Genomic DNA, 18,301 nt, shown 5'->3' on the forward strand with positions numbered 1-18,301 from the left:
GGTGTAAGAGGTATCCAACGACTTGGTGGTGTTCATCAAGTTACGCTGGGCGTTCAGTGATGAAGTGTTGGTGTTGATAAACATGGCCATAAAAGGTCTCTCCTGATGAACAAGGAACTGCGGGCCCTGTGTGTTGTGTCATACACAATCAGGTTCCCACCGTTCAGATGGACAGATTGAACGGTCTGTCTCATCTGGCGGGTCCTCTGTTTGAACGGACATCGGACCCGCAGTTGCGCAAATGTTGGTTTTCCGAACACCCCTCGATTTGCTTCATCTTCTGTAACGGCCTGCCTCTCAGAACCTTTAAAACAATTTATGCATACCAGGTCACTAAAGTGAGAAAGCGGAGCCTTGGTAGCCCATCGGCCACTTCATTTCCCCCTCCCTTGCTCCTCTCCCGCCTTTTTCATATCTGATGCCATAAATTGGCATGGGTTGTGCAGTGTTTTCTGTGTCGCCATTTTTTCGGCGCCCATAAAAAAGGCCGACAATGTCGGCCAAAGAAGAGCTTACGCTCAGGAGAACAACCTCGAGGGTGACAGAGTGAACGATCTGCGCAACACTCGAGGGGTATACCAATAAGAGAACTTCTCTTTCGATAGAACAAGGCGTAAATCCGAACACCCCATTGTTCCATCTTGTTTACCAGGGCGGCCTGAACAACCGCCCTTTTCTTTTTCTCGGCATCAGGACCTTAGTTCTGCAGCAGGGAGAGTGCAGACTGGGGACGCTGGTTGGCCTGGGCCAGGATGCTGGAAGCCGCCTGTTGCAGGATGTTCTGCTTGGTCATGTTGGCGGTCTCGGTCGCAAAGTCTGCATCGCGGATACGGGAGCGAGCGGCAGAGACGTTTTCCGAGATATTAGCCTGGTTGCGAATGGTGGAGTCCAGACGGTTTTGCACCGCACCCAGTTCGGCACGCTTGCTGTCGACCACGGTCAGCATGGAATCAACCGCCGCCAGCACGTTTTGGGCGTTGGTCTGGGTACTGATGCTGATACCGCCAGCAGCAGCTCCGTTAGTGAAAATGGCATCGACCGCAAGGGTACCACCACTTGCTGCCGTTACCGTGGTGTTCGCTGCCGCTGCGATTCCAGAGATACTGAAACCGTTGGCCTGACTCAGGCTGAAGCTGATGGTTTGGTTGGCATCAGCACCTACTTGGAAAGTACCGCTAAATGAACCATCAAGCAGCTTGGTCCCTGCAAAGGTGGTTGCAGTGGAGATACGGTTGATCTCGGCACCCAGCTGATCCACTTCTTTTTGCAGGGCTTCACGATCCTTGGCGGAGTTGGAACCGTTGGCGGATTGTTGAGCCAGGGTACGCATGCGTTGCAGCATACCGGTCACTTCATCCATCGCCCCTTCAGCAGTCTGAGCAAGGGAGATGCCGTCGTTGGCGTTGCGGTTGCCCTGGTCCAGACCGTTGATCTGGGAGGTCAGACGGTTGGAGATCTGCAGACCTGCCGCATCGTCTTTGGCGCTGTTGATGCGCAGGCCGGAGGCCAGACGGGTGTAGGAGGTATCCAGGGATTTAGTGCTGTTCATCATGTTACGCTGAGCGTTGAGCGATGAAACGTTGGTATTGATATACAGACTCATGATTTTTCTCCTAAGCTATTAAAATTTAACTTTAATTCACTCAGGCTTTATTGTGTTTTGTGCCTGATATGTTTAGTTAACGGCGCCTTTTCACAAGACTTTAATTTCTTTTTTCTGCCTTTCTGGCAGTAATCGCCGCCTAACCTATATATCGGCCTCTATTCCTCACCCTTGAGAAAAAAATCGGGATTTTTTGTCACCTGACAGCCCGCCCCCCGGGCCATAGTGGCCACAGCCCGCATCAGACAAGGCGGGAGCGTGATCTTCACCCAGCCTTCAGAAACCGGCGCTGGCTCCCACTTTTGCACGCCAGCATTGCTCATCCCCACACCTTGCCCCTAAAATCGCCGCCCCATCATCTATTGGACGTGAGTTGTTCTCCATGCAGACACTGGTTGAGCAGATTGTTTACATCAGCGACATGTTTGGTACTGCGGTATTCGCGTTTTCGGGCGTACTGGTGGCGGGCCGCCTCAGGATGGACGGTTTCGGTGTCATGGTGCTGGCGGCGGTTACCGCCATCGGGGGGGGCACCATCCGTGACATGATCCTGGGGGCAACCCCGGTCTTCTGGGTACGCGACCCCCTCTATATCTGGGTGGTCATTGCCACGGCGCTCATCGGCATGTGGATGGTCAAACTGCCCCGCCGCATGCCCTGGTATGTGCTGCCGGTGGCAGACGCCTTCGGGTTGGCGCTCTTTACCGTGATCGGGGCACAAAAAGCCCTCAACTTTGGTACATCTGGGCTTATCGCCGTATTGATGGGCACCATGACAGGGGTCGCTGGGGGCATGATAAGGGACGTGCTGGCCCGGGAAGTGCCCATGGTGCTGCAAAAGGAGATCTACGCCACCGCCTGCATTCTGGGCGGCATCCTCTATACCTTGTCGCTGGAGGTCGGGGTAGACAGGGTCAGCGCCATGCTCATCAGCATGCTCGGGGTGTTTGGTCTGCGGGTGGCGGCCATCTACTGGCACCTCTCCCTGCCCACCTTCTCGCTGCAGCGCAACTGAGAAGCCTCAGAGTGGGCGAGATCCCATCCCGGCAGGGACAAGATTGAACCAAGCCGGCTTTTCTGTTGTCATACAGGGGTCGTTTCAAGCCGGAAAACCTCATGCAAAAACTTGGGCTCATTACCACGCTTGTTCTGATGATGGTGGCAGCGGCTCATGCGGGGGCACAGGCCCTGTTCGGGCGTCTGGCATCCACCCCGGTACAGCAGTTCAACCAGCAGATCCGTCAGGCGAGCAGCAGTCAGCAAGGCTGGGTCAACGACTATCGCGAAGTGGCTCGCCGCTTCGTCGGCCATAAAGATGTACCCACCCGTATCCATGCTCAACAGCTGGACAACGATCTGGTACTCTCGGTGGCTCTTGATGGCCAGCGTAGCGACATGCTCTACATCCTGACCCTGTTTCGCAGCAACAACCTGTGGCAGATGCGTCAGGCCGAGATGGGCTGGCGCTGTCAGGGTCAGGAAACCTTCACCCCGGTCCCCTGCCCCTGAGCATCTACCTTCATCCGAGTGAAATAAAAAATCCGGCGCCTTGGCCGGATTTTTTATACGCGTCTTGCCGTCACATCACGGACGGTAGACCTTGACGTTGGCAAAACCCTTCTCTTTCAGGTAAAGCGCCTGCAGTTTGCTCATCACGCCACGATCGCAATAGAGCAGGTAGGTCTTCTCTTTCGGCAGGTCACCAAAGGCGGTGGCCAGCTTGAAGAAGGGGATATGCATGATCTCGCGCCCTTCCACCACCAGCGGCTTGTCGTCATGCTCCTCCATGGAGCGAATGTCCAGGATCACCTCGTCGTCACCGCTCTCGGCGGTGGTCTCCACCTCCTGCACCTCGGCGGCGGTCTCTTCACCGATGCGACGAATGTCGAGGTAACGGGCCTCGGCCACCACCTTGTCCAGAATGGCAAAGTCGAAGTTCTCCTCTTCCGCCTCGATGCGGGAGAGCTCGGCCTTCACGGTCGGCTTCTTGGAAATCACGCCGCAATACTCCGGCATGGTCTCCGCGAACTCCAGGGTACCGATGCGGCGGGCTTCGCTGATGATGTCCGGCTTGTCCCAGGTGATGAGCGGGCGCAGGATCACCTTGTCGGTCACCCGGTCGATGACGTTCAGGTTGGTGAGGGTCTGGCTGGAAACCTGGCCAACGCACTCGCCGGTCACCAGGGCCGGGATCTGGAACTCGTCGGCCACCTTGGCAGCGGCACGCATCATCATCCGCTTGAGCACCACCCCCATCTGGCCGTTGTCGATCTTCTCGAGGATCTCGGCCACCACGGGCTCGAAGTCTACCGCGGTGAAGCGCACCCGGTGGGAGGAGCCGAAACGGTTCCACAGGTGATAGGCCACCTGCTTGACGCCAATCTCGTGAGCCGCCCCACCCAGATTGAAGAAGCAGTAGTGCACCCGGCAGCCGCGCTTGATGAACTGGAAGGAGGCGACACCCGAGTCAAACCCGCCGGAGAGCAAGCTCAGCACATCTTCCTGGGTGGCGATGGGCATGCCGCTCAGCCCCTGGTGGATGGCGCTGACGATGAAAAGCTCCTCGCCATCGATCTCGAGGTTGATCTTCACATCCGGGTTCTTGAGGCGCACACCGTTGCTCACGCAGTGCTGGTTCAGACCGCCGCCCACGTAGCGTTCAATCTCCAGCGAGGAGAATTCGTGCTTGCCGTGGCGCTTGGCACGCACGCAGAAGGTCTTGCCCTCGAGCTGATCACCCCAGACGGCTTTCACCTGCTCGAAGATGTCGTGCAGGTCGGTAAACTTGCTGGCCTGCACCTCGAGGAAGGCCTGAATGCCGGGGATGCAGGCCAGGGCTTCGATGGCTTGCTCGCGGAACTGGTCATTGCGGGAGCTCACGATCAGCTTGTCCCAATCCATCCGCACCCGGGCATCGTCGTCAAAGCGGCGCAGGACATTGCGGATATTGCCCTGCAGGATCTTGATAAAGCGCTGGCGAACCGACTTGCTCTTGATGGTGATTTCAGGGAACAGCTTGATAATGAACTTCATGGTAATGACTCGGGTGGCCTTGATTTAAGGGCGCGAATTATATCAGAACTTTGTGACCAGCGCCTACTGCATGAGCGGCCGCTCACATTCCCCCACGCAAAGTTTGCCGCATCCGGGCAATCATGCGTATATTCCCACCCCTGCATCCTGGCAACACAGCATCCATGAAAACCCATATCTACTACCCCGGCATGGAGGTACGCGACGAGCTCTGGCTCAAGTTTGCCCTGCTCTATCTGGAGCGGCTCGCCTTCGTCTTCACCGTCAGTGAGAAGAGCGGTCTCACCGCCCTGCTGGAGACCCTGCGCCAGCAAACCGACCTGCTGGCCGAGCCGCCACAACCCGCCTTCTTCGCCCATATCACGCCCCAGGTGGAGAGCCAGATTGCCGGCCTGGTCGCCCCCGATTTTGTCCGCCACAAGGTGTTTGGCAACAGGGAGCTGATCGCCCGCTGGCGTTCAGCCCCCAACCACGACTGCTTCTGCCCGGCCCAGGCGGGACTGGAGCGGCTGCACGGGTTTTGTCTGACCCACGGCTTTGCGACGCAGGATGAAGGGGGGATCAGAATGGCGCGCCGCTTTGCCAACCTGCTCTCCATGCGCCTCGCCCGTGAGTGGGCACTCGCCAATGACGGGGCGCTGATTACCGATCACGACTATCTCGACCGCCTGCTCCACCTGCTCGAATCTCGCTACCACAATCGCGGCGGTCAGGATTGCTTCCACCTCGAGATCCCGCTGCAAGTGCCCACTCACCTGGCCGACATCCCGTTTGCAGAGCTCATTGCCCTGCGGGGGCGAAGCGGCTTTCGTCAGCAGCTCGCCGAGTTCCATCAGGCCCTCGATGCCCTGCTCGCCATGCTGGGCAGCGGCTACGCCGAACCCGCCGTGTTGACCCGCTTCGAGCAGGCCCAGCAGGGGTTCACACCCTTGCTGGGACCCGAGACCGTTACCCTGCCGCTCACCACGCTCGTCAGTACTGGCTTACCGGCCATGGCGATGATCCACCACCTCAAGGGGAGTCACCCACAGAGCAACCTGGTGTTTCATCCCATCAAGAAGAGCCACTTCCACCAGCGCAAGAGCCGGCATTTCTTCACCCGGCTGGGGCAGGTCAAGCCCTGACTCCCCGCCTCTGCCGGGGAATCGACAATCAACTGACGGCATCGGGACCATCACCGATGCCGTCAATATTCTGGCGCTCACCACGCCCTCAGGAGGGGGTTTCCAGCCGAAACTCGATGCGATCGCTGTTTCCCGCCTCATCCACCACCACCAGCTGATAGCGACCCGCCTTGCTCACTACTTGATCCCCGTCCCAGCGCAGCCGCTGGCCGTTGAGAAACCAGGCCGGCTTGCCGACACCGCCCAGCACCCTGGGCTGCAACCGATAGCGCTGACTGCGGATAAGGTTGCCCTCCCCCAGTGCCAGGATGCGGATGGGGGCCTGCTGCTCGGCGCTCTGCCCCTCCCCCGCGCAGCCCCTGGCAAGCAGCGCCTGACGCCGCTCGCCCGGTGAGCGCCATGGCTCCAGCGACAGCGGCCAGAGCGCTCTAAAAGCGGATTGTGCCGCATCGTGGCAGCGGGTCAGCGTCGGCTTGCCGTCGACAGTGAGCGCAATCTGGCGCAGCGGCGAGGGCCAATCCATGGGATCCGGCAAGGTGGGAGGGTCGCGCCCTTCCAGCAACCAGGCGCTCTGATGCTGCAAACAGGCCTCAGGCAGGGTCGCGCTCGTCTTGCGCCCCAGCGGCCAGCAAACTTCGGCCTCGCTCACCGTGTTGGGTTGTGCCGGCAGGGGGCTGTTGTCCGAGAGCCGCGAATAGACAGAGAGCAGCAGTGGCACTGCCGCACTCTGTCCATAAAAGCCGGGCATGGGGGTGCCATCGGGGCGCCCCAGCCAGACGCCGATGGTCCAGCGACTGGAGACCCCCATCGCCCAGCTGTCGCGATAGCCATAGCTGGTGCCGGTCTTCCAGGCCAGTCGATTGACCCGGCCGGTCGCCTCACTGGCAAAGGGCTGATCCGCGCGCCCCTGGGCGCTCAATATCTGCCAGATGATCCAGGCGGCCCCCGGGCTCAGCAAGGGGCGTGACACCGCCTGCTGCCCCGCCAGCCAGACCGGCATCGCCACCTGCCCCTGCCGGGTCAGCGAGCTGTAGAGCGCCACCAGCTGCTCGAGCCGAATGCCCGCCGCCCCCAGCGCAATGGCCGGATTGGGTTTGTCGGAAAGGGCCAGCCTCACCCCGGCGTTGTCGAGACGGCTGACCAGTTTGTCGGCCCCGAGCGCCTCCAGCACCTGCACCGCCGGCACGTTGAGGGATTGCTGCAGCGCCTGGGCGAGCGTCACCGGCCCCTGAAAGGCACCGGAGAAATTGGCGGGTCTATAGTCCGAGCCCAGCCTTGGCGCATCGGAGAGCAGGGAGGCCGAGTGCACCAACCCTTCGTCCATGGCCAGACCGTAGATGAAGGGCTTGAGGGTGGAGCCGGGAGAGCGGATCGCCTGCACCATGTCGAGATAACCGTGGCGGCGCAAATTGCCATACTCGGCACTTCCCACGTAGGCACGCACCGCCATGGTTCTGTTGTCTACCAGGAGCAACGCCGCTGAGGTTTGCTCGGGGAAGCGCCGGATATAGCTTGCCACCCGCCCCTCCAGCCAGCGCTGCAGATCGCCGTCGATGGTGGTGTGCACCAGCGCCCCGGCCTGATGGTCGGCGGCGAGACGGGCAAACAGCGGCGCCTCCATCGGCGTAAAGTGGCCGCGGGCCAGCACAGGCTCGATACGACCCTCCAGCCACACCTGTTCGGGCCAGACGCCCTGTGCCACCAGCCGCTGCATCACCTTGTCGCGGGCGGCGCGAGCCCGCTCGGGATGCCGGTCCGGCCGGTTGCGGCTGGGAGCCTGCGGCAGCACCGCCAACAGCGCCGCCTCGGCATAGGTCAGCTTGGCGGCGCTCTTGCCGAGATAGGCAAAACTTGCCGCCTGCACCCCCTCCAGATTGCCGCCAAACGGCGCCCGGTTCAGATAGACGGTGAGCAGGGTGCGCTTGTCGTAGTGCCACTCCAGCTGCAGCGCACGGGCCATCTGGCGCAGCTTGCCGGGCACGCTCCTGTGGTAGGGCTCGATAAGACGCGCCACCTGCATGGTGAGGGTCGAGCCCCCCGATACGGCGCGCCCGTAACGCAGCCACTGCCAGACCCCGCGCACCATGGCCACCGGATTGACCCCGGGATGACGCAAGAAGTAGCGATCCTCGTAGCCCAGCAGCGCCTCGATATAGCGGGGGGAGACCTGCTCCAGGGTCACGGGGTAACGCCACACCCCGCTGGTATCGGCAAAGGCGCGCAGCGGTCGCCCCTTCATGTCGAGCACCACCCGCGCGTAGGCAGGGTCGAGTGGCGGCGGCGGGAATAGTCGATCCAACGCCAGCAATGACAGGAGCAGTGCTACAACGCCCAGCACCGAGCAACTCAGCCAGCGTGGCAAACGGCCAAGCCAGCGCCAGCCAGCGCGGCCAGTGCGACCCAGGCTCAGCCAGCCACGCTGCCAGAAAGTGAGCGGGCGAACCCGCTCAAGGGAGGGTTTGTTACTCAGAGATACGCACCTCGTGGATATCCTCACCCACAGCCCGCAGCTCGGGCCGGTACATATCCTCCACCTGGGTCGGCGGCACCTGATAGCGACCCGGCGTTACCGCCCGCATCAGGTAGACCAGTTGTTGGTTGCTCCCTTCGCTCAGATCCAGCGCCGCCGTATAGCGGTCGTCGCGAAACTCCTGATGCTTGAGGTAGTCGTTCCACTCGCTCTGCCACGCCGGTTTCCCCTCAATGGAAAGCTCTTCCAGCTTGATGCTGTTGCCGAGGGCCGGGTTCTCCAGCTCGAAGCCAGCGGGCACCATCTCCACCAGCAGGGCATCGGGCACCGCCGATTCACTGCTGACGTTGAGCCGCACCACCACCAGATCGCCCACCTTCACCTTGGCGGGATCAAACGGCTGGCCGTCGCTATTGAACCAGCTGCGGGTTACGCTTATCCCCTGGCTCAGCCGGGTAGGAGCCTGCTCGGGGTAACCGATCAAGGTGCGCTGCACATAGAGGGATCCCTTGCCCTCGTTGGTGACGGTGCTCGCCGCCAGTGCCTCGGGGGCACCCTGCTGCAGCGGAGCCGAACCGCTCAGGGATCCACTGCCAAGAGAGGAGGTCACCCTGGCCTGCCAGTCGACGGCCGGATCGACGCGGGCGAGTCGCAGCAGGGCGAGCCGCTCTTGGGTGCTGAGCCACTGACGGTGAGCCAACGTATCGGCCACCTTGGCACTGAGGGCCGGCCAGCGCTCCGCAGCCAGCTTGTGCTGGCGCAGCAAGGAGAGCTCAAGAGCTTCATCGCGCAGCGGCGAGCCGTAATCCCCCAGATAGTCGTCCCCGCGCTCGGTCGCCAATGCCCGACTGAGGGCCTTGGCAGCGTTCTGCTCATCCCCCATGGCCGAGAGGGCCAGCGAGAGGTGGAGCAGCGGCAAACCTGAGCGGGCATGATCGGCCTGCTGCTCCCAGATAAGGCGCAGGGTAGCGAGTGGCGCCTTGCCCACCCGGGCCAGCACATAGGCGCTGTAGGCCTGATAGGCCAGCCGGCTGTGCTCGGGGGCACTGCTCCAGCGCTCACCATACTGACTGTCGGTGAGATAGCTCTGCAGCCGGTTCAGCGCCTGATTGAGCATCGCCTCCGGCACGGCGTCGCCCGCCTCCTTGCGCGCCAGCAGGTAGTCGGCGGCATAGGCAGTGAGCCATTGCTCCTCGTCGGAGCGACCATCCCAGAGGCCAAAACCGCCACTGGGCAGTTGCAACCGCTGCAGCCGTTGCAGCAGGGCGCGCTGCACGTCCGCCTCGCTCACCGCTTGCTTGCCCTCTGCGGGTTTGCTCCAGGCGGCCCGCTCATCGGCCGTGGTCAGCAAGTAAGGCCAGGCACGGGACAGAGTCTGCTCCAGACAGGCATAGGGGTAGTCAGCCAGCGCCTGCCACTGGGCTGCCGGATCCCAGGGGGGAGTGCCGGAGAGGCTGAGCAGCCCCTGCAGGTTGGCGCGATCCAGCCCGGTCAGCTCAGCTGGCGCAAAGCTCATCTGCTGGCCGGGAGCCAACATCTGATAGCGCTGGCGAGTCTCGGCCGGCCAGGGGGAGCGCAGCGGCAAATACCAGTCGCGGCTGATGGCAAAATCCTTGCCGCTGGCCGCCAACTGCAGGCTTGCCACGCCGCTCGCCCCGGTCACGGTGAGCGGCAGGGTCAGCCACTGCTCCTCGCCGTTTTTAAGGGAAAGGGTGCCGGGCAGCTCGCCATTTGCCTTGAGCCCGCCGTTGAGGGTCCAAGCAAGGGAGAGGGTCTGATCCTCGCCGCTCATGTTGCGCAGCTGCACCAGCGCACGGGTCTCATCCCCTCTGGCGCCAAAGCGCGGCCAGCCGATCTCGGCCACCAAGGGCGCCACCACCTTGACGGCACGCTCGGCCTCGCCGACTTGCTGTTCGTTCCAGGCCAGCGCCATCAGCGCCAGTTCGCCGTTGAAGTTGGGCAGATCAAGTGGGATCACCGCCTTGCCGCTCTCATCAAAGCTCACCTCGCCACTCCACAGTGCGGCGATCTCGACCCGGCTCTCCAGCGCACCACCCTTTTTCAGCGGCGCCCGATCGCCCCCGTAGTTGAGGCGGGCCAGCTTGCCATCCTGCGGCGGGATCACCTGGCCGTAGTTGTCGAACAAATCTTGGGCGAAGCGCTTGCGACCAAAGAAGATCTCGAACGGGTCGAGCGGCTGGTAGTCGCTGATGTTGAGCACGCCCCGATCCACCGCCGCCAGCACCACCCGCCCTTGGCTATTGGGGGTGGAGGTTGCGGTCACTTCCAGCCGGGTGAGCGGCACCGCTTTATCAGGCGCGCTCAGGGTGAGCGGCAGACGGCGCGCTTCCCGATCCAGGGTGAGCGGCACCAGACCGACCGAGCGCAGGCTCTGCACACTCTTTTGGCTCACCGGCTTTGAGTCACTGTCTGGCGCGGCGATCTGGGCCGAGATATGCAGATCATGACGCTGCCACTCGGGGCTGACCGGGATCTCGAACTCGCCGCGGGCATCCTTGGCATCGCCGCCGGCCCCCTTGAGCTCGATACGCTGCCACCAGCGCAGGCCGTCGCCATCTTCCACCAGCAGCAAGCCCTTGCCGGGTCGAGGGGCCACCAGCGTCACTTTGGCCTTCTCCCCGGCCTGATAGGCGCGCTTGTCGAGGGTGATGGCAATCTTGTCAGGCCGCGCCTGCTCGCCACCGCCGCCCCAGGCGTAACTGCCTATCTCCACCCGCAGGCTGGATTGATGGCCCTGACTGTTCTCCACCTCCAACCGATACCAGCCCGCCGCCAGTTGCAGCGTGAGCGGAGTCGGCCCCTTGCCATCCAGCTGCAGGGTCTGCTCCTGCTCCAGATAGGGCTGGCTGTTGAACTCGTACTTCCACCCCTCGCCATCGGCGTAGTGCCAGTAGTAGTCGCGGTATTCGTTGATGAGGCGCACCTTCACCGCCCCCGCCACCGGCTGGCCTTGCTCATCGAGGTTGAGGATCTGGAAGGGGAGCGGCTTGCCCCCCTCTACCCGATCAGCCACAAAATCGGCCTTGAGCGCCGGCCACTGGCTGCCCGCGGGCCAGCCATACTGAGTGCGGCTGCGATTGACGGCGCGGCCACCGGGCTCGGCGAGCGACACCCGATAGGCCACCTCCAGCGGCCCGAGGGCGCGCACCCCATCGAGTTCATCAGCAAGCGAAAAAGTCCCCTGCCCCTGCGCATCGAGGGTGAGATTGAGAGGCTCGAGATCCTTGCCCTGCTCGGCGAGCAGCACGTCACCCAGAGTGAACTCCTGCCACTGAGTAAAAGGCATGGTGGCGCGGCTGATCTTTACCTCCGCCTTGGCCTTGGTGGCACTGGCCGGCGCGCCGTAGAGATAGTCCCCCTGCAGTGGCAGGCTGAGGGCGGCGTCCAGACTCGTCACTTCCCCATCCGGCCCCTTGCCAAGCTGCAGTTTGAGCCGCTCCGGCAGAAACTCCTCCACCAGAAAAGGCCACTCGAAGCGACTACCAGCAGCGGTCTTGAGGTTGATGGTCCAGCGCCCGAGCGGCGCATCGTCCGGCAGACGCAAGCCGTAATGGGCGGCGCCCAAATTGTCCGGCAACAGCCGTTTCTGTTCGAGCAGTTGGCCGTCCGGCTGCTTCACCTCCAGCTCTACCGCCATGCCCGGCAGCAGCTGGCCATCCTGCCCCTTGAGCAGGATCTCGCTGTCGAGCCGCTCGCCGGGGCGATAGAGATCGCGCCCGCTAAAGAGATAAAGCTGCTGGGCCTGCCAGGGCTGGGTGCCGAGATCGAAGGTAGAGAGATCGAGCGCCGCCCCATCGAGGCGCAGCACCGCCAGATGATTGCCCTGTTCAGCCAGCAGCAAGCGAGCCCCCTGCACCTGATCGAAGCGACGATGGCCCTGCGGATCAGTGGTTTGCACCTGCAGCCGGTTGCCCTTCTCGTCGAGCAGGGAGAGCTGCACATTCTTGAGCGGGTCGGCGCTGGCCAGGGAGCTGACGAACACCTCCAGCTGATCGCGGTAACGGCGGGCACTGAGCCCCATGTCGCTCACCGCAAAATAGGTGGTCTCCTTGCGCCAGTCATAGTTGCCTAGGGGCGACATCACCGCAAAGTAGACGCCGGCCTCCGCCAGCTGCGGCTCCTTCACATTGATAAGGCGAGTCTCGCGCCGGTTGGCATCGAGCTCCAGCGCATAGCGGCCGCTGAACACCCGCTTGGCCCGCTTGGTGATCTGTTCAAGCTCCCAGTTGCCCATGCCGGCACCGGGGCGATACTCGGCCAGGAAACGGGGCAGGTATTCGGCATCGACCCGGAAGAAGTCGATATTGACCTCGTCCACGTTGACCGCGCTGATGGGCAGGCGCAGCTCGTCGCGCAGCGGCAATACCATGCCACTGGCGGTAAAAGAGGCTCCCGCCTCCAGCGGCCGGGTCTTGAGAGTCCAGCTCTGGGGGGATGGGCCCAGCCCCGCCTTGAGGCTCACCTCATAGCTTTTATCGGGCTGAACGTTCGGGAAATAGAGGGTGCGGCCATCGTCGGCGAGGATCCACTCCCCCTGCACCTGCTTACCCCCCTCACTGACCCCGAGCCAACTCTGCCAGTTTGCCTTGGGCACCAAGGGGTCGGAGAAAACCAGCGCCAGTGCCGGGGCATCGCGATATTGACGGGCATTGGCTTGCACGACTGAACTCGGCGCCCCGGCCTCCTGCCGGGCCATCGGTTCTGTCGTCGGCACCTGGCTGGCAGGCTTGTCGGGGCCGCAACCAGCCAGCAGCAGCGCCGCCAGCCAGGCCACACGGGGAAGACGAGTCACGGGGCAGGAGAGAGAGAGGTGCATGGTGTTCATCCCGGGTTGGATCGCCGCAGCGCAGGAGCCAATAGAATAAAGCGTCACTCCCGGGAACACCAACTGCCATATCGGGCGGCATCGGCCAACAGAAATGGGCGCATCGCCTCGGACGGGAGCGCGACGCCCCGTGAAGCGCGAGGTTTATTCGAGGCCCCGTATGCGATGTCCTGTTCCATGAAAGGGGATTGTCGTGATTTTCTGAACCCAGGCTAAACCGGGCACCACTGTTCACTTGTGCGTGATCGGGCCATTCATTATTCTCGGCCCTGCTCAACACAGGCCTTCCAATCAACGACATATCAAGCAGATAAATATTTTTTAAGCCTTGAACACCTGTGCCATACATAACGTGCAGGTGCGCTTGATGTATGCCTCAACCATTGAAAACAAACTTATTAATTGTCCATCGACCAGAATGCCGACCTTGAGTTCACACAGGGTCAGCGGGGTCATGCATCCATCCCTCTCTGGAGTCATATCAGCATGGAAAATAACGATCTGTCCCTCGTCGAAAAAAGATTGGTTGCCCGATTCCTGGACATGTTCATCAAATTTGGCCTTATTCTGGCGCTGGGGTCGTTCTGCTTCACCGTGTTCTCCCCCTTCATGAACATGATGCTGTGGGCCCTGATCTTGGCGGTCACCCTTTACCCCCTCCATCAGCGCTTTGCCGCCCGACTCGGGGGAAAACAGGGCCAGTCGTCCACCCTGCTGGTCCTGCTGGGCATCCTGCTCATCGTGGCCCCCACCGTTGCCATGCTCGGCTCCCTGGGAGACAGCGTCAGCGCCCTGATAGACAAGGTGAACAACAACACTCTGGTGATTCCGGCGCCTTCCGCCGACATCGCCAGCATCCCGCTGATCGGTGCCAAGCTGCACGCCTTATGGACCAAGGCATCCGTGGATCTGCCGAGCCTCCTCATCAGCTACAAGCCGCAGCTCGGCGACATGGCCAAGCAGACTGTCACCATGCTCGCCAGCATGGGGGGCGGCCTGCTGGGCTTCGTCGCCTCTTTCATCGTGGCTGGCATCATCATGGCCTGGGGTGCACCGGGTGCCATCAGCGCCGAGCGCATCGCCATGCGCATCACCGATGAGCGCAAGGGCCTCGCCCTGACCAAGCTGTGCACCAGCACCATCCGGGCCGTGGCCATGGGGGTCATCGGGGTCGCCTTCATCCAAGCCCTGCTGGCTGGCGTCATCATGTCCCTCGCCGGGATCCCGGCGGTCGGCATCTTCTTCGTCCTGGCGCTGATCCTGGGTATCGCCCAGGTCCCCGTCATCCTGGTCACGGGACCGGCCATTGCCTTCATGTGGATGGCGGGGGATCACGGCACCCTGCTCAACGTCATCTACTCAGTGCTGCTGGTCGTGGCCGGCATGGCCGACAACGTGCTCAAGCCGCTGCTGCTGGGGCGTGGCGTCGATGCGCCCATGCCGGTAGTGCTGCTGGGGGCCCTCGGCGGCATGGCCACCAATGGCATCCTCGGCATGTTCATCGGTGCCACCCTGCTCTCCATCGGCTATCGCATCTTCATGGCCTGGGTCAACGACGGTCTGGCCAACGCGGAAAAATAACCCCATGGCCGACGCACTTTCTCTCCTTCGCCCCCTGTTTGCAGGGGGCACCTGCCTGCTGCTCGGTGCCTGTACTCTGCTCGGGCCCGATTATCAGGCCCCCGGTGTCGAGGAGATGGCCAACTGGCACAGCGCCAGCGAGGGTCAGCAGGCGGTGACGGTGACCGACTACCGACGATGGTGGGACAACTTGCATGATCCCGTGCTGAGCGCCCTGGTGGAGGAGGCCTTCCTCAAGAATCCGGACGTGCGGATCGCCGGCCTGCGGATCCTCGAGGCCCAGGCCCAGCTTGGCATCGCCGAGAGCCTGCTCGGCCCCCAGGCGACGGTGGGAACGGCAGAATTTCTCCAGGCAGGTCAGACCCGGGGCGGCCACAGCAGCGCCGGCAGCAGCTACGGCGCCGGCTTCAACCTCGGCTGGGAACTCGACTTCTGGGGCAAGTTCCAGCGCGGAGTCGAGGCGGCGGATGCCAGCTATTTCGCGAGCCTGGCCCAGTATGACGACATCCAGGTGTTGATGGCCGCCCAGGTGGCCCAGCTCTATGTGAGCATCCGTACCCTGGAGGCCAGGCTCCAGATCGCCCGGGAGAATGCCCGCATCCAGCGGCGCAGCCTGGAGATCACCGAGCGACTGTTCAAGAGCGGCAACAGCGCCGAGCTGGACGTGCAGCAAGCCAGGACCCAGTACCTGGGCACCCTGTCCGGCATTCCCCAGCTCGAGACCAGCCTGCGCCAAAGCCAGAACGCCCTCTCCACCCTGCTCGCCCGCGCCCCGGGGCCCCTGCCCGAGATGACCACCAACACCGGCAAGATCCCCCAGGGCGAGCTGGCCCTGGTCACCGAGATGCCCGCGGATCTGCTGCGCCGCCGTCCTGACGTGCGGGGGGCGGAGCGTCAGCTGGCCGCCCAGTCGGCCCTCATCGGGGTGGCCGAGAGCGAGCTCTACCCCTCCATCACCCTGCTCGGCACCCTGGGAGTCAATGCCAGCGGCGGGGAAAGTGGCACCTTCTCCTGGGCCGTCGGGCCGTCGCTGAGCTGGAACGTGCTGGATCAGGGGCGGCTCGGCAACCAGATCCTGGTGCAGGACGCCCGCTTCCAGCAGCTTCACGAACGCTATCGCGACAGCGTGTTCAAGGCGGCCCGCGAGGTGGATGACGCGGCCGTGGCCTATGCCAACGGCCAGGAGGAGATCGCCCTGCTGACCCAGACCGGCGAAGCCGCCCGCCGCTCCCTCGAAATCGCCAACACCCAGTACCGCGAGGGGATGGCGGACTTCCAGCGGGTGCTCGACTCCCAGCGTGCCCTGTTCAACCAGCAGGAGCGCCTGGTCAACAGCCGCGGTGCCCGGATGCGCGACCTCATCACCCTCTACAAGGCACTGGGTGGCGGTTGGGAACAGGGGCGCGAACGTCCCCTGGTGACCCCCAAGGTGGAGGCTCAACTGCGCACGCGCGCCGACTGGGCCCCCCTGCTCGACGCAGCCCACTCCCCCATGACACAGAAGGCAAACGCCCATGACTGACACAGCCTCTCCCGGCCAGGCCAGCCGCCGCGCCACCCTCGGGCTGCTGGCCGCGATCCTCCTCCTGCTCAGCTGGTATCTGCTGGCGGACAGGTTGACCCCCTACAGCTCCCAGGCCCGGGTGCAGGCCTTCGTGGTCCCCGTCGCCGCCGAGGTGGCAGGCCAGATCAAGCGGGTCTATGTCCACGACAATCAGGACGTGGAGGCCGGCGCCCCCCTGTTCGAGATCGATCCCGAGCCCTATGACATCGCCCTGGCCAAGGCCAGATCCGACTACCAGACGGTGCTGAGCGGCGTCAAGGCAAATACCGAAGGGGTCAAGGCGGCCGAGGCTTCCCTGATGGCCATGCGCGCCGCCTATGACAACGCCGCCAAGGATGCGGAACGCCAGGAGCGGCTCTATCGGGAAGATCCGGGGGCCATTTCGGTGCGTCGCCTGGAGGTGGCCCAGGCCAGCCGCGAGACCGCCAAGAGCCAGGTGGCGGCGGCCGAAGCCGACGTTCGCCGCGCCATCGAGGCCGCCGGGGCGAGCGGCGATGACAACTCCCAGCTGCTCAGTGCCCGCTCGGCGGTGCACAAGGCCGAGCTGGATCGCCAGAACACCCGCGTGGTGGCGCCGGGCCGGGGGCTCATCACCGACTTGAGCACGGATGCGGGCCAGTTTATCGGGGCCGGCGCCCCGGCCATGACCCTGATCGCCATCCACGACGTCTGGGTATCGGCGGATCTGACGGAGAACAACCTCGGCAACATTCGACCAGGGGACAAGGTCGCCATCCTGCTCGACAGCCTGCCTGGACAGCTGTTCGAGGGGAAAGTCCGCAGCGTCGGCTACGGGGTGGGCGATGGCAAGAACCAGCCCGCCGGTACCCTGCCCACGGTGGACAACAACCGCGACTGGCTGCGCCAGGCCCAGCGTTTCCCGGTCAAGGTCGCCTTCCAGAGCGACGACTTCCCCCCGGTCGAGGCGCTGCGGATCGGTGGTCAGGCCGACGTGCTGGTCTACACCGGCGAGAGCGGGGTGATGCACCTCCTGGGGGCACTCTATATCCGCCTGATGAGCCTCTTCTCCTTCCTCTATTGAGGTACCAGATGCATAACGCCGACAAGGCTGTACTGCGCATTGGCACGGGCATCGGGCTCGCGACGGGGATCTGTTACGGCCTGGCGCTGCCCATGCCCCACCTCGGGGTCATCATGGCCTGGGTGGTGCTGTGCCGACCCGGCGAGCCGCTCAGCCTTGGCAAAGGGTTGCTGGGTGGCGCTCTGCTGCTGGCCGTGATGGTCGGCGGCGTGCTGCTGGTGCCCCTGCTGACCCACTATGCCCTGGCGGCCGTGCTGCTCGTCGCCCTGCTGCTCTACCTGCTGATGCAGCAGGCGATGGCCGGCAAGGGAGCCGCCGCCATGCTGCTCATCATGGCCATCACGGTGATCCCGGTGGCCGGTCTCATCGAGCAGTCTCTTGCCATCGCCCTTGCCCAGATGATGGGACTGGGGATCCTGATAGGCACCCTGGTCAACCGCCTGGCCCACGCACTCTTCCCTCCCCTGCAGGTGGCGGGAGCGGCGGCAAGACCGGTGCCATTGCCCCCCGAACATCCCGAGCGGCTGGCGCTGCGCGCCGTCGCCATGGTACTGCCGGTGTGGCTGATGGCGCTGGGCAATCCGGCGTTCTACATTCCGGCGGTGATGAAGACGGTGACCCTGGCCCAGCAGAGTACCTCCCTCAATGCCAGACAGGCGGGCCAGGAGCTGGTGCTCTCGACCCTGATGGGCGCCCTGCTGGCGTTCGCACTCTGGCTCGGGCTCAGCCTCTGGCCCTCGCTCCTGATGCTGGTGCTGATGCTGGCCCTGATGACCCTCTGGCTGGCGCGGCGCCTGGTGCGGCTGGTGGCGGGGCGTTTCCCGCCATCCTTCTGGAGCAACGCCTGGATCACGGCGCTCATCCTGTTTGGCCCGGCCATCGAGGACAGCGCCACCGGCAAGGATGTGTGGTTGGCGGCCGCCATGCGTTGCGGCCTCTATCTGGTGGTGGCCGGCTATGGCTGGCTCTGTATCTTGCTGCTCGAACAGTGGTGGCCAGTCGGCCGCCCACTGGCAGAAGCCAAGCTAGGAGATTGAT

At 63.3% G+C, this 18,301-nt stretch carries 12 protein-coding genes; 7 read left to right on the top strand and 5 right to left on the bottom strand.

Annotated features, from left to right (window positions below; all coding sequences use genetic code 11):
- Positions 1-697: 697 nt before the first annotated feature.
- On the bottom strand, positions 698-1,603 hold the full coding sequence (locus AB5Y47_RS03115) for a flagellin (RefSeq protein WP_042015961.1): 906 nt from the start codon (positions 1,601-1,603) through the stop codon (positions 698-700).
- 382 nt (positions 1,604-1,985) lie between these two features.
- Here AB5Y47_RS03115 and AB5Y47_RS03120 point away from each other — a divergent pair, with 382 nt between their 5' ends.
- Both AB5Y47_RS03120 and AB5Y47_RS03125 read left to right on the top strand, forming a co-directional pair.
- Complete coding sequence (locus tag AB5Y47_RS03120; RefSeq protein ID WP_041212810.1) at positions 1,986-2,618, top strand: trimeric intracellular cation channel family protein; 633 nt, start codon at positions 1,986-1,988, stop codon at positions 2,616-2,618.
- A gap of 101 nt (positions 2,619-2,719) precedes the next feature.
- The gene (locus AB5Y47_RS03125) at positions 2,720-3,112 is read left to right on the top strand and encodes a hypothetical protein (RefSeq protein ID WP_039038657.1); all 393 of its coding nucleotides are present in this window, start codon (positions 2,720-2,722) and stop codon (positions 3,110-3,112) included.
- A 75-nt stretch (positions 3,113-3,187) separates the two neighbouring features.
- On the opposite strand, the gene thiI is transcribed toward AB5Y47_RS03125, so the two are convergent.
- Positions 3,188-4,636 carry a tRNA uracil 4-sulfurtransferase ThiI gene (gene thiI / locus AB5Y47_RS03130; protein ID WP_039038656.1) on the bottom strand — a complete coding sequence of 483 codons (1,449 nt, stop codon included), beginning with the start codon at positions 4,634-4,636 and terminating at the stop codon, positions 3,188-3,190.
- 164 nt (positions 4,637-4,800) lie between these two features.
- On the opposite strand from thiI, the gene AB5Y47_RS03135 reads away from it, so the two are divergent.
- Complete coding sequence (locus tag AB5Y47_RS03135) at positions 4,801-5,760, top strand: hypothetical protein (protein WP_202042722.1); 960 nt, start codon at positions 4,801-4,803, stop codon at positions 5,758-5,760.
- A gap of 88 nt (positions 5,761-5,848) precedes the next feature.
- Here AB5Y47_RS03135 and pbpC read toward each other — a convergent pair whose 3' ends face one another.
- The 3 genes from pbpC to AB5Y47_RS03150 form a co-directional block, all read right to left on the bottom strand.
- Positions 5,849-8,257: a penicillin-binding protein 1C gene (pbpC, locus tag AB5Y47_RS03140; protein WP_368219810.1), complete on the bottom strand. Its 2,409-nt coding sequence runs from the start codon at positions 8,255-8,257 to the stop codon at positions 5,849-5,851.
- Positions 8,223-13,067 (bottom strand): alpha-2-macroglobulin, encoded by a 4,845-nt coding sequence (locus AB5Y47_RS03145; protein WP_368219812.1) that lies wholly within the window; start codon positions 13,065-13,067, stop codon positions 8,223-8,225. Before AB5Y47_RS03145 ends, pbpC begins: the two co-directional genes overlap by 35 nt.
- 330 nt (positions 13,068-13,397) lie before the next feature.
- Positions 13,398-13,532 (bottom strand): hypothetical protein, encoded by a 135-nt coding sequence (locus AB5Y47_RS03150; RefSeq protein ID WP_263308517.1) that lies wholly within the window; start codon positions 13,530-13,532, stop codon positions 13,398-13,400.
- 87 nt (positions 13,533-13,619) lie between these two features.
- Between AB5Y47_RS03150 and AB5Y47_RS03155 the strand changes: the two genes are divergently transcribed.
- The 4 genes from AB5Y47_RS03155 to AB5Y47_RS03170 are packed head-to-tail and all read left to right on the top strand — an operon-like array spanning position 13,620 to position 18,300.
- Positions 13,620-14,657 (top strand): AI-2E family transporter, encoded by a 1,038-nt coding sequence (locus AB5Y47_RS03155; RefSeq protein ID WP_223955555.1) that lies wholly within the window; start codon positions 13,620-13,622, stop codon positions 14,655-14,657.
- Between the two features lie 4 nt (positions 14,658-14,661).
- On the top strand, positions 14,662-16,179 hold the full coding sequence (locus AB5Y47_RS03160) for a TolC family protein (protein ID WP_323933629.1): 1,518 nt from the start codon (positions 14,662-14,664) through the stop codon (positions 16,177-16,179).
- Positions 16,172-17,263, top strand: coding sequence for an HlyD family secretion protein (locus AB5Y47_RS03165; RefSeq protein ID WP_323933627.1), 1,092 nt, complete (start codon positions 16,172-16,174; stop codon positions 17,261-17,263). Before AB5Y47_RS03160 ends, AB5Y47_RS03165 begins: the two co-directional genes overlap by 8 nt.
- 8 nt (positions 17,264-17,271) lie before the next feature.
- Entirely contained in the window at positions 17,272-18,300 is a 1,029-nt protein-coding gene (locus tag AB5Y47_RS03170; RefSeq protein WP_324036600.1) for a hypothetical protein, read from the top strand.
- Position 18,301: the final 1 nt, after the last annotated feature.

Source organism: Aeromonas sp. R7-2 (genome assembly GCF_040908105.1).
Taxonomy (GTDB): domain Bacteria; phylum Pseudomonadota; class Gammaproteobacteria; order Enterobacterales; family Aeromonadaceae; genus Aeromonas; species Aeromonas caviae.

Excerpts from the sequence above, each read along its gene's own strand:
- AB5Y47_RS03155 (WP_223955555.1), top strand. The coding sequence starts at position 13,620 with ATGTTCATCAAATTTGGCCTTATTCTGGCGCTGGGGTCGTTCTGCTTC.
- thiI (WP_039038656.1), bottom strand. The coding sequence starts at position 4,636 with ATGAAGTTCATTATCAAGCTGTTCCCTGAAATCACCATCAAGAGCAAG.
- AB5Y47_RS03135 (WP_202042722.1), top strand. The coding sequence starts at position 4,801 with ATGAAAACCCATATCTACTACCCCGGCATGGAGGTACGCGACGAGCTC.
- AB5Y47_RS03125 (WP_039038657.1), top strand. The coding sequence starts at position 2,720 with ATGCAAAAACTTGGGCTCATTACCACGCTTGTTCTGATGATGGTGGCA.
- AB5Y47_RS03160 (WP_323933629.1), top strand. The coding sequence starts at position 14,662 with ATGGCCGACGCACTTTCTCTCCTTCGCCCCCTGTTTGCAGGGGGCACC.
- AB5Y47_RS03115 (WP_042015961.1), bottom strand. The coding sequence starts at position 1,603 with ATGAGTCTGTATATCAATACCAACGTTTCATCGCTCAACGCTCAGCGT.
- AB5Y47_RS03165 (WP_323933627.1), top strand. The coding sequence starts at position 16,172 with ATGACTGACACAGCCTCTCCCGGCCAGGCCAGCCGCCGCGCCACCCTC.
- AB5Y47_RS03120 (WP_041212810.1), top strand. The coding sequence starts at position 1,986 with ATGCAGACACTGGTTGAGCAGATTGTTTACATCAGCGACATGTTTGGT.
- AB5Y47_RS03150 (WP_263308517.1), bottom strand. The coding sequence starts at position 13,532 with ATGACCCCGCTGACCCTGTGTGAACTCAAGGTCGGCATTCTGGTCGAT.
- AB5Y47_RS03170 (WP_324036600.1), top strand. The coding sequence starts at position 17,272 with ATGCATAACGCCGACAAGGCTGTACTGCGCATTGGCACGGGCATCGGG.
- AB5Y47_RS03145 (WP_368219812.1), bottom strand. The coding sequence starts at position 13,067 with ATGCACCTCTCTCTCTCCTGCCCCGTGACTCGTCTTCCCCGTGTGGCC.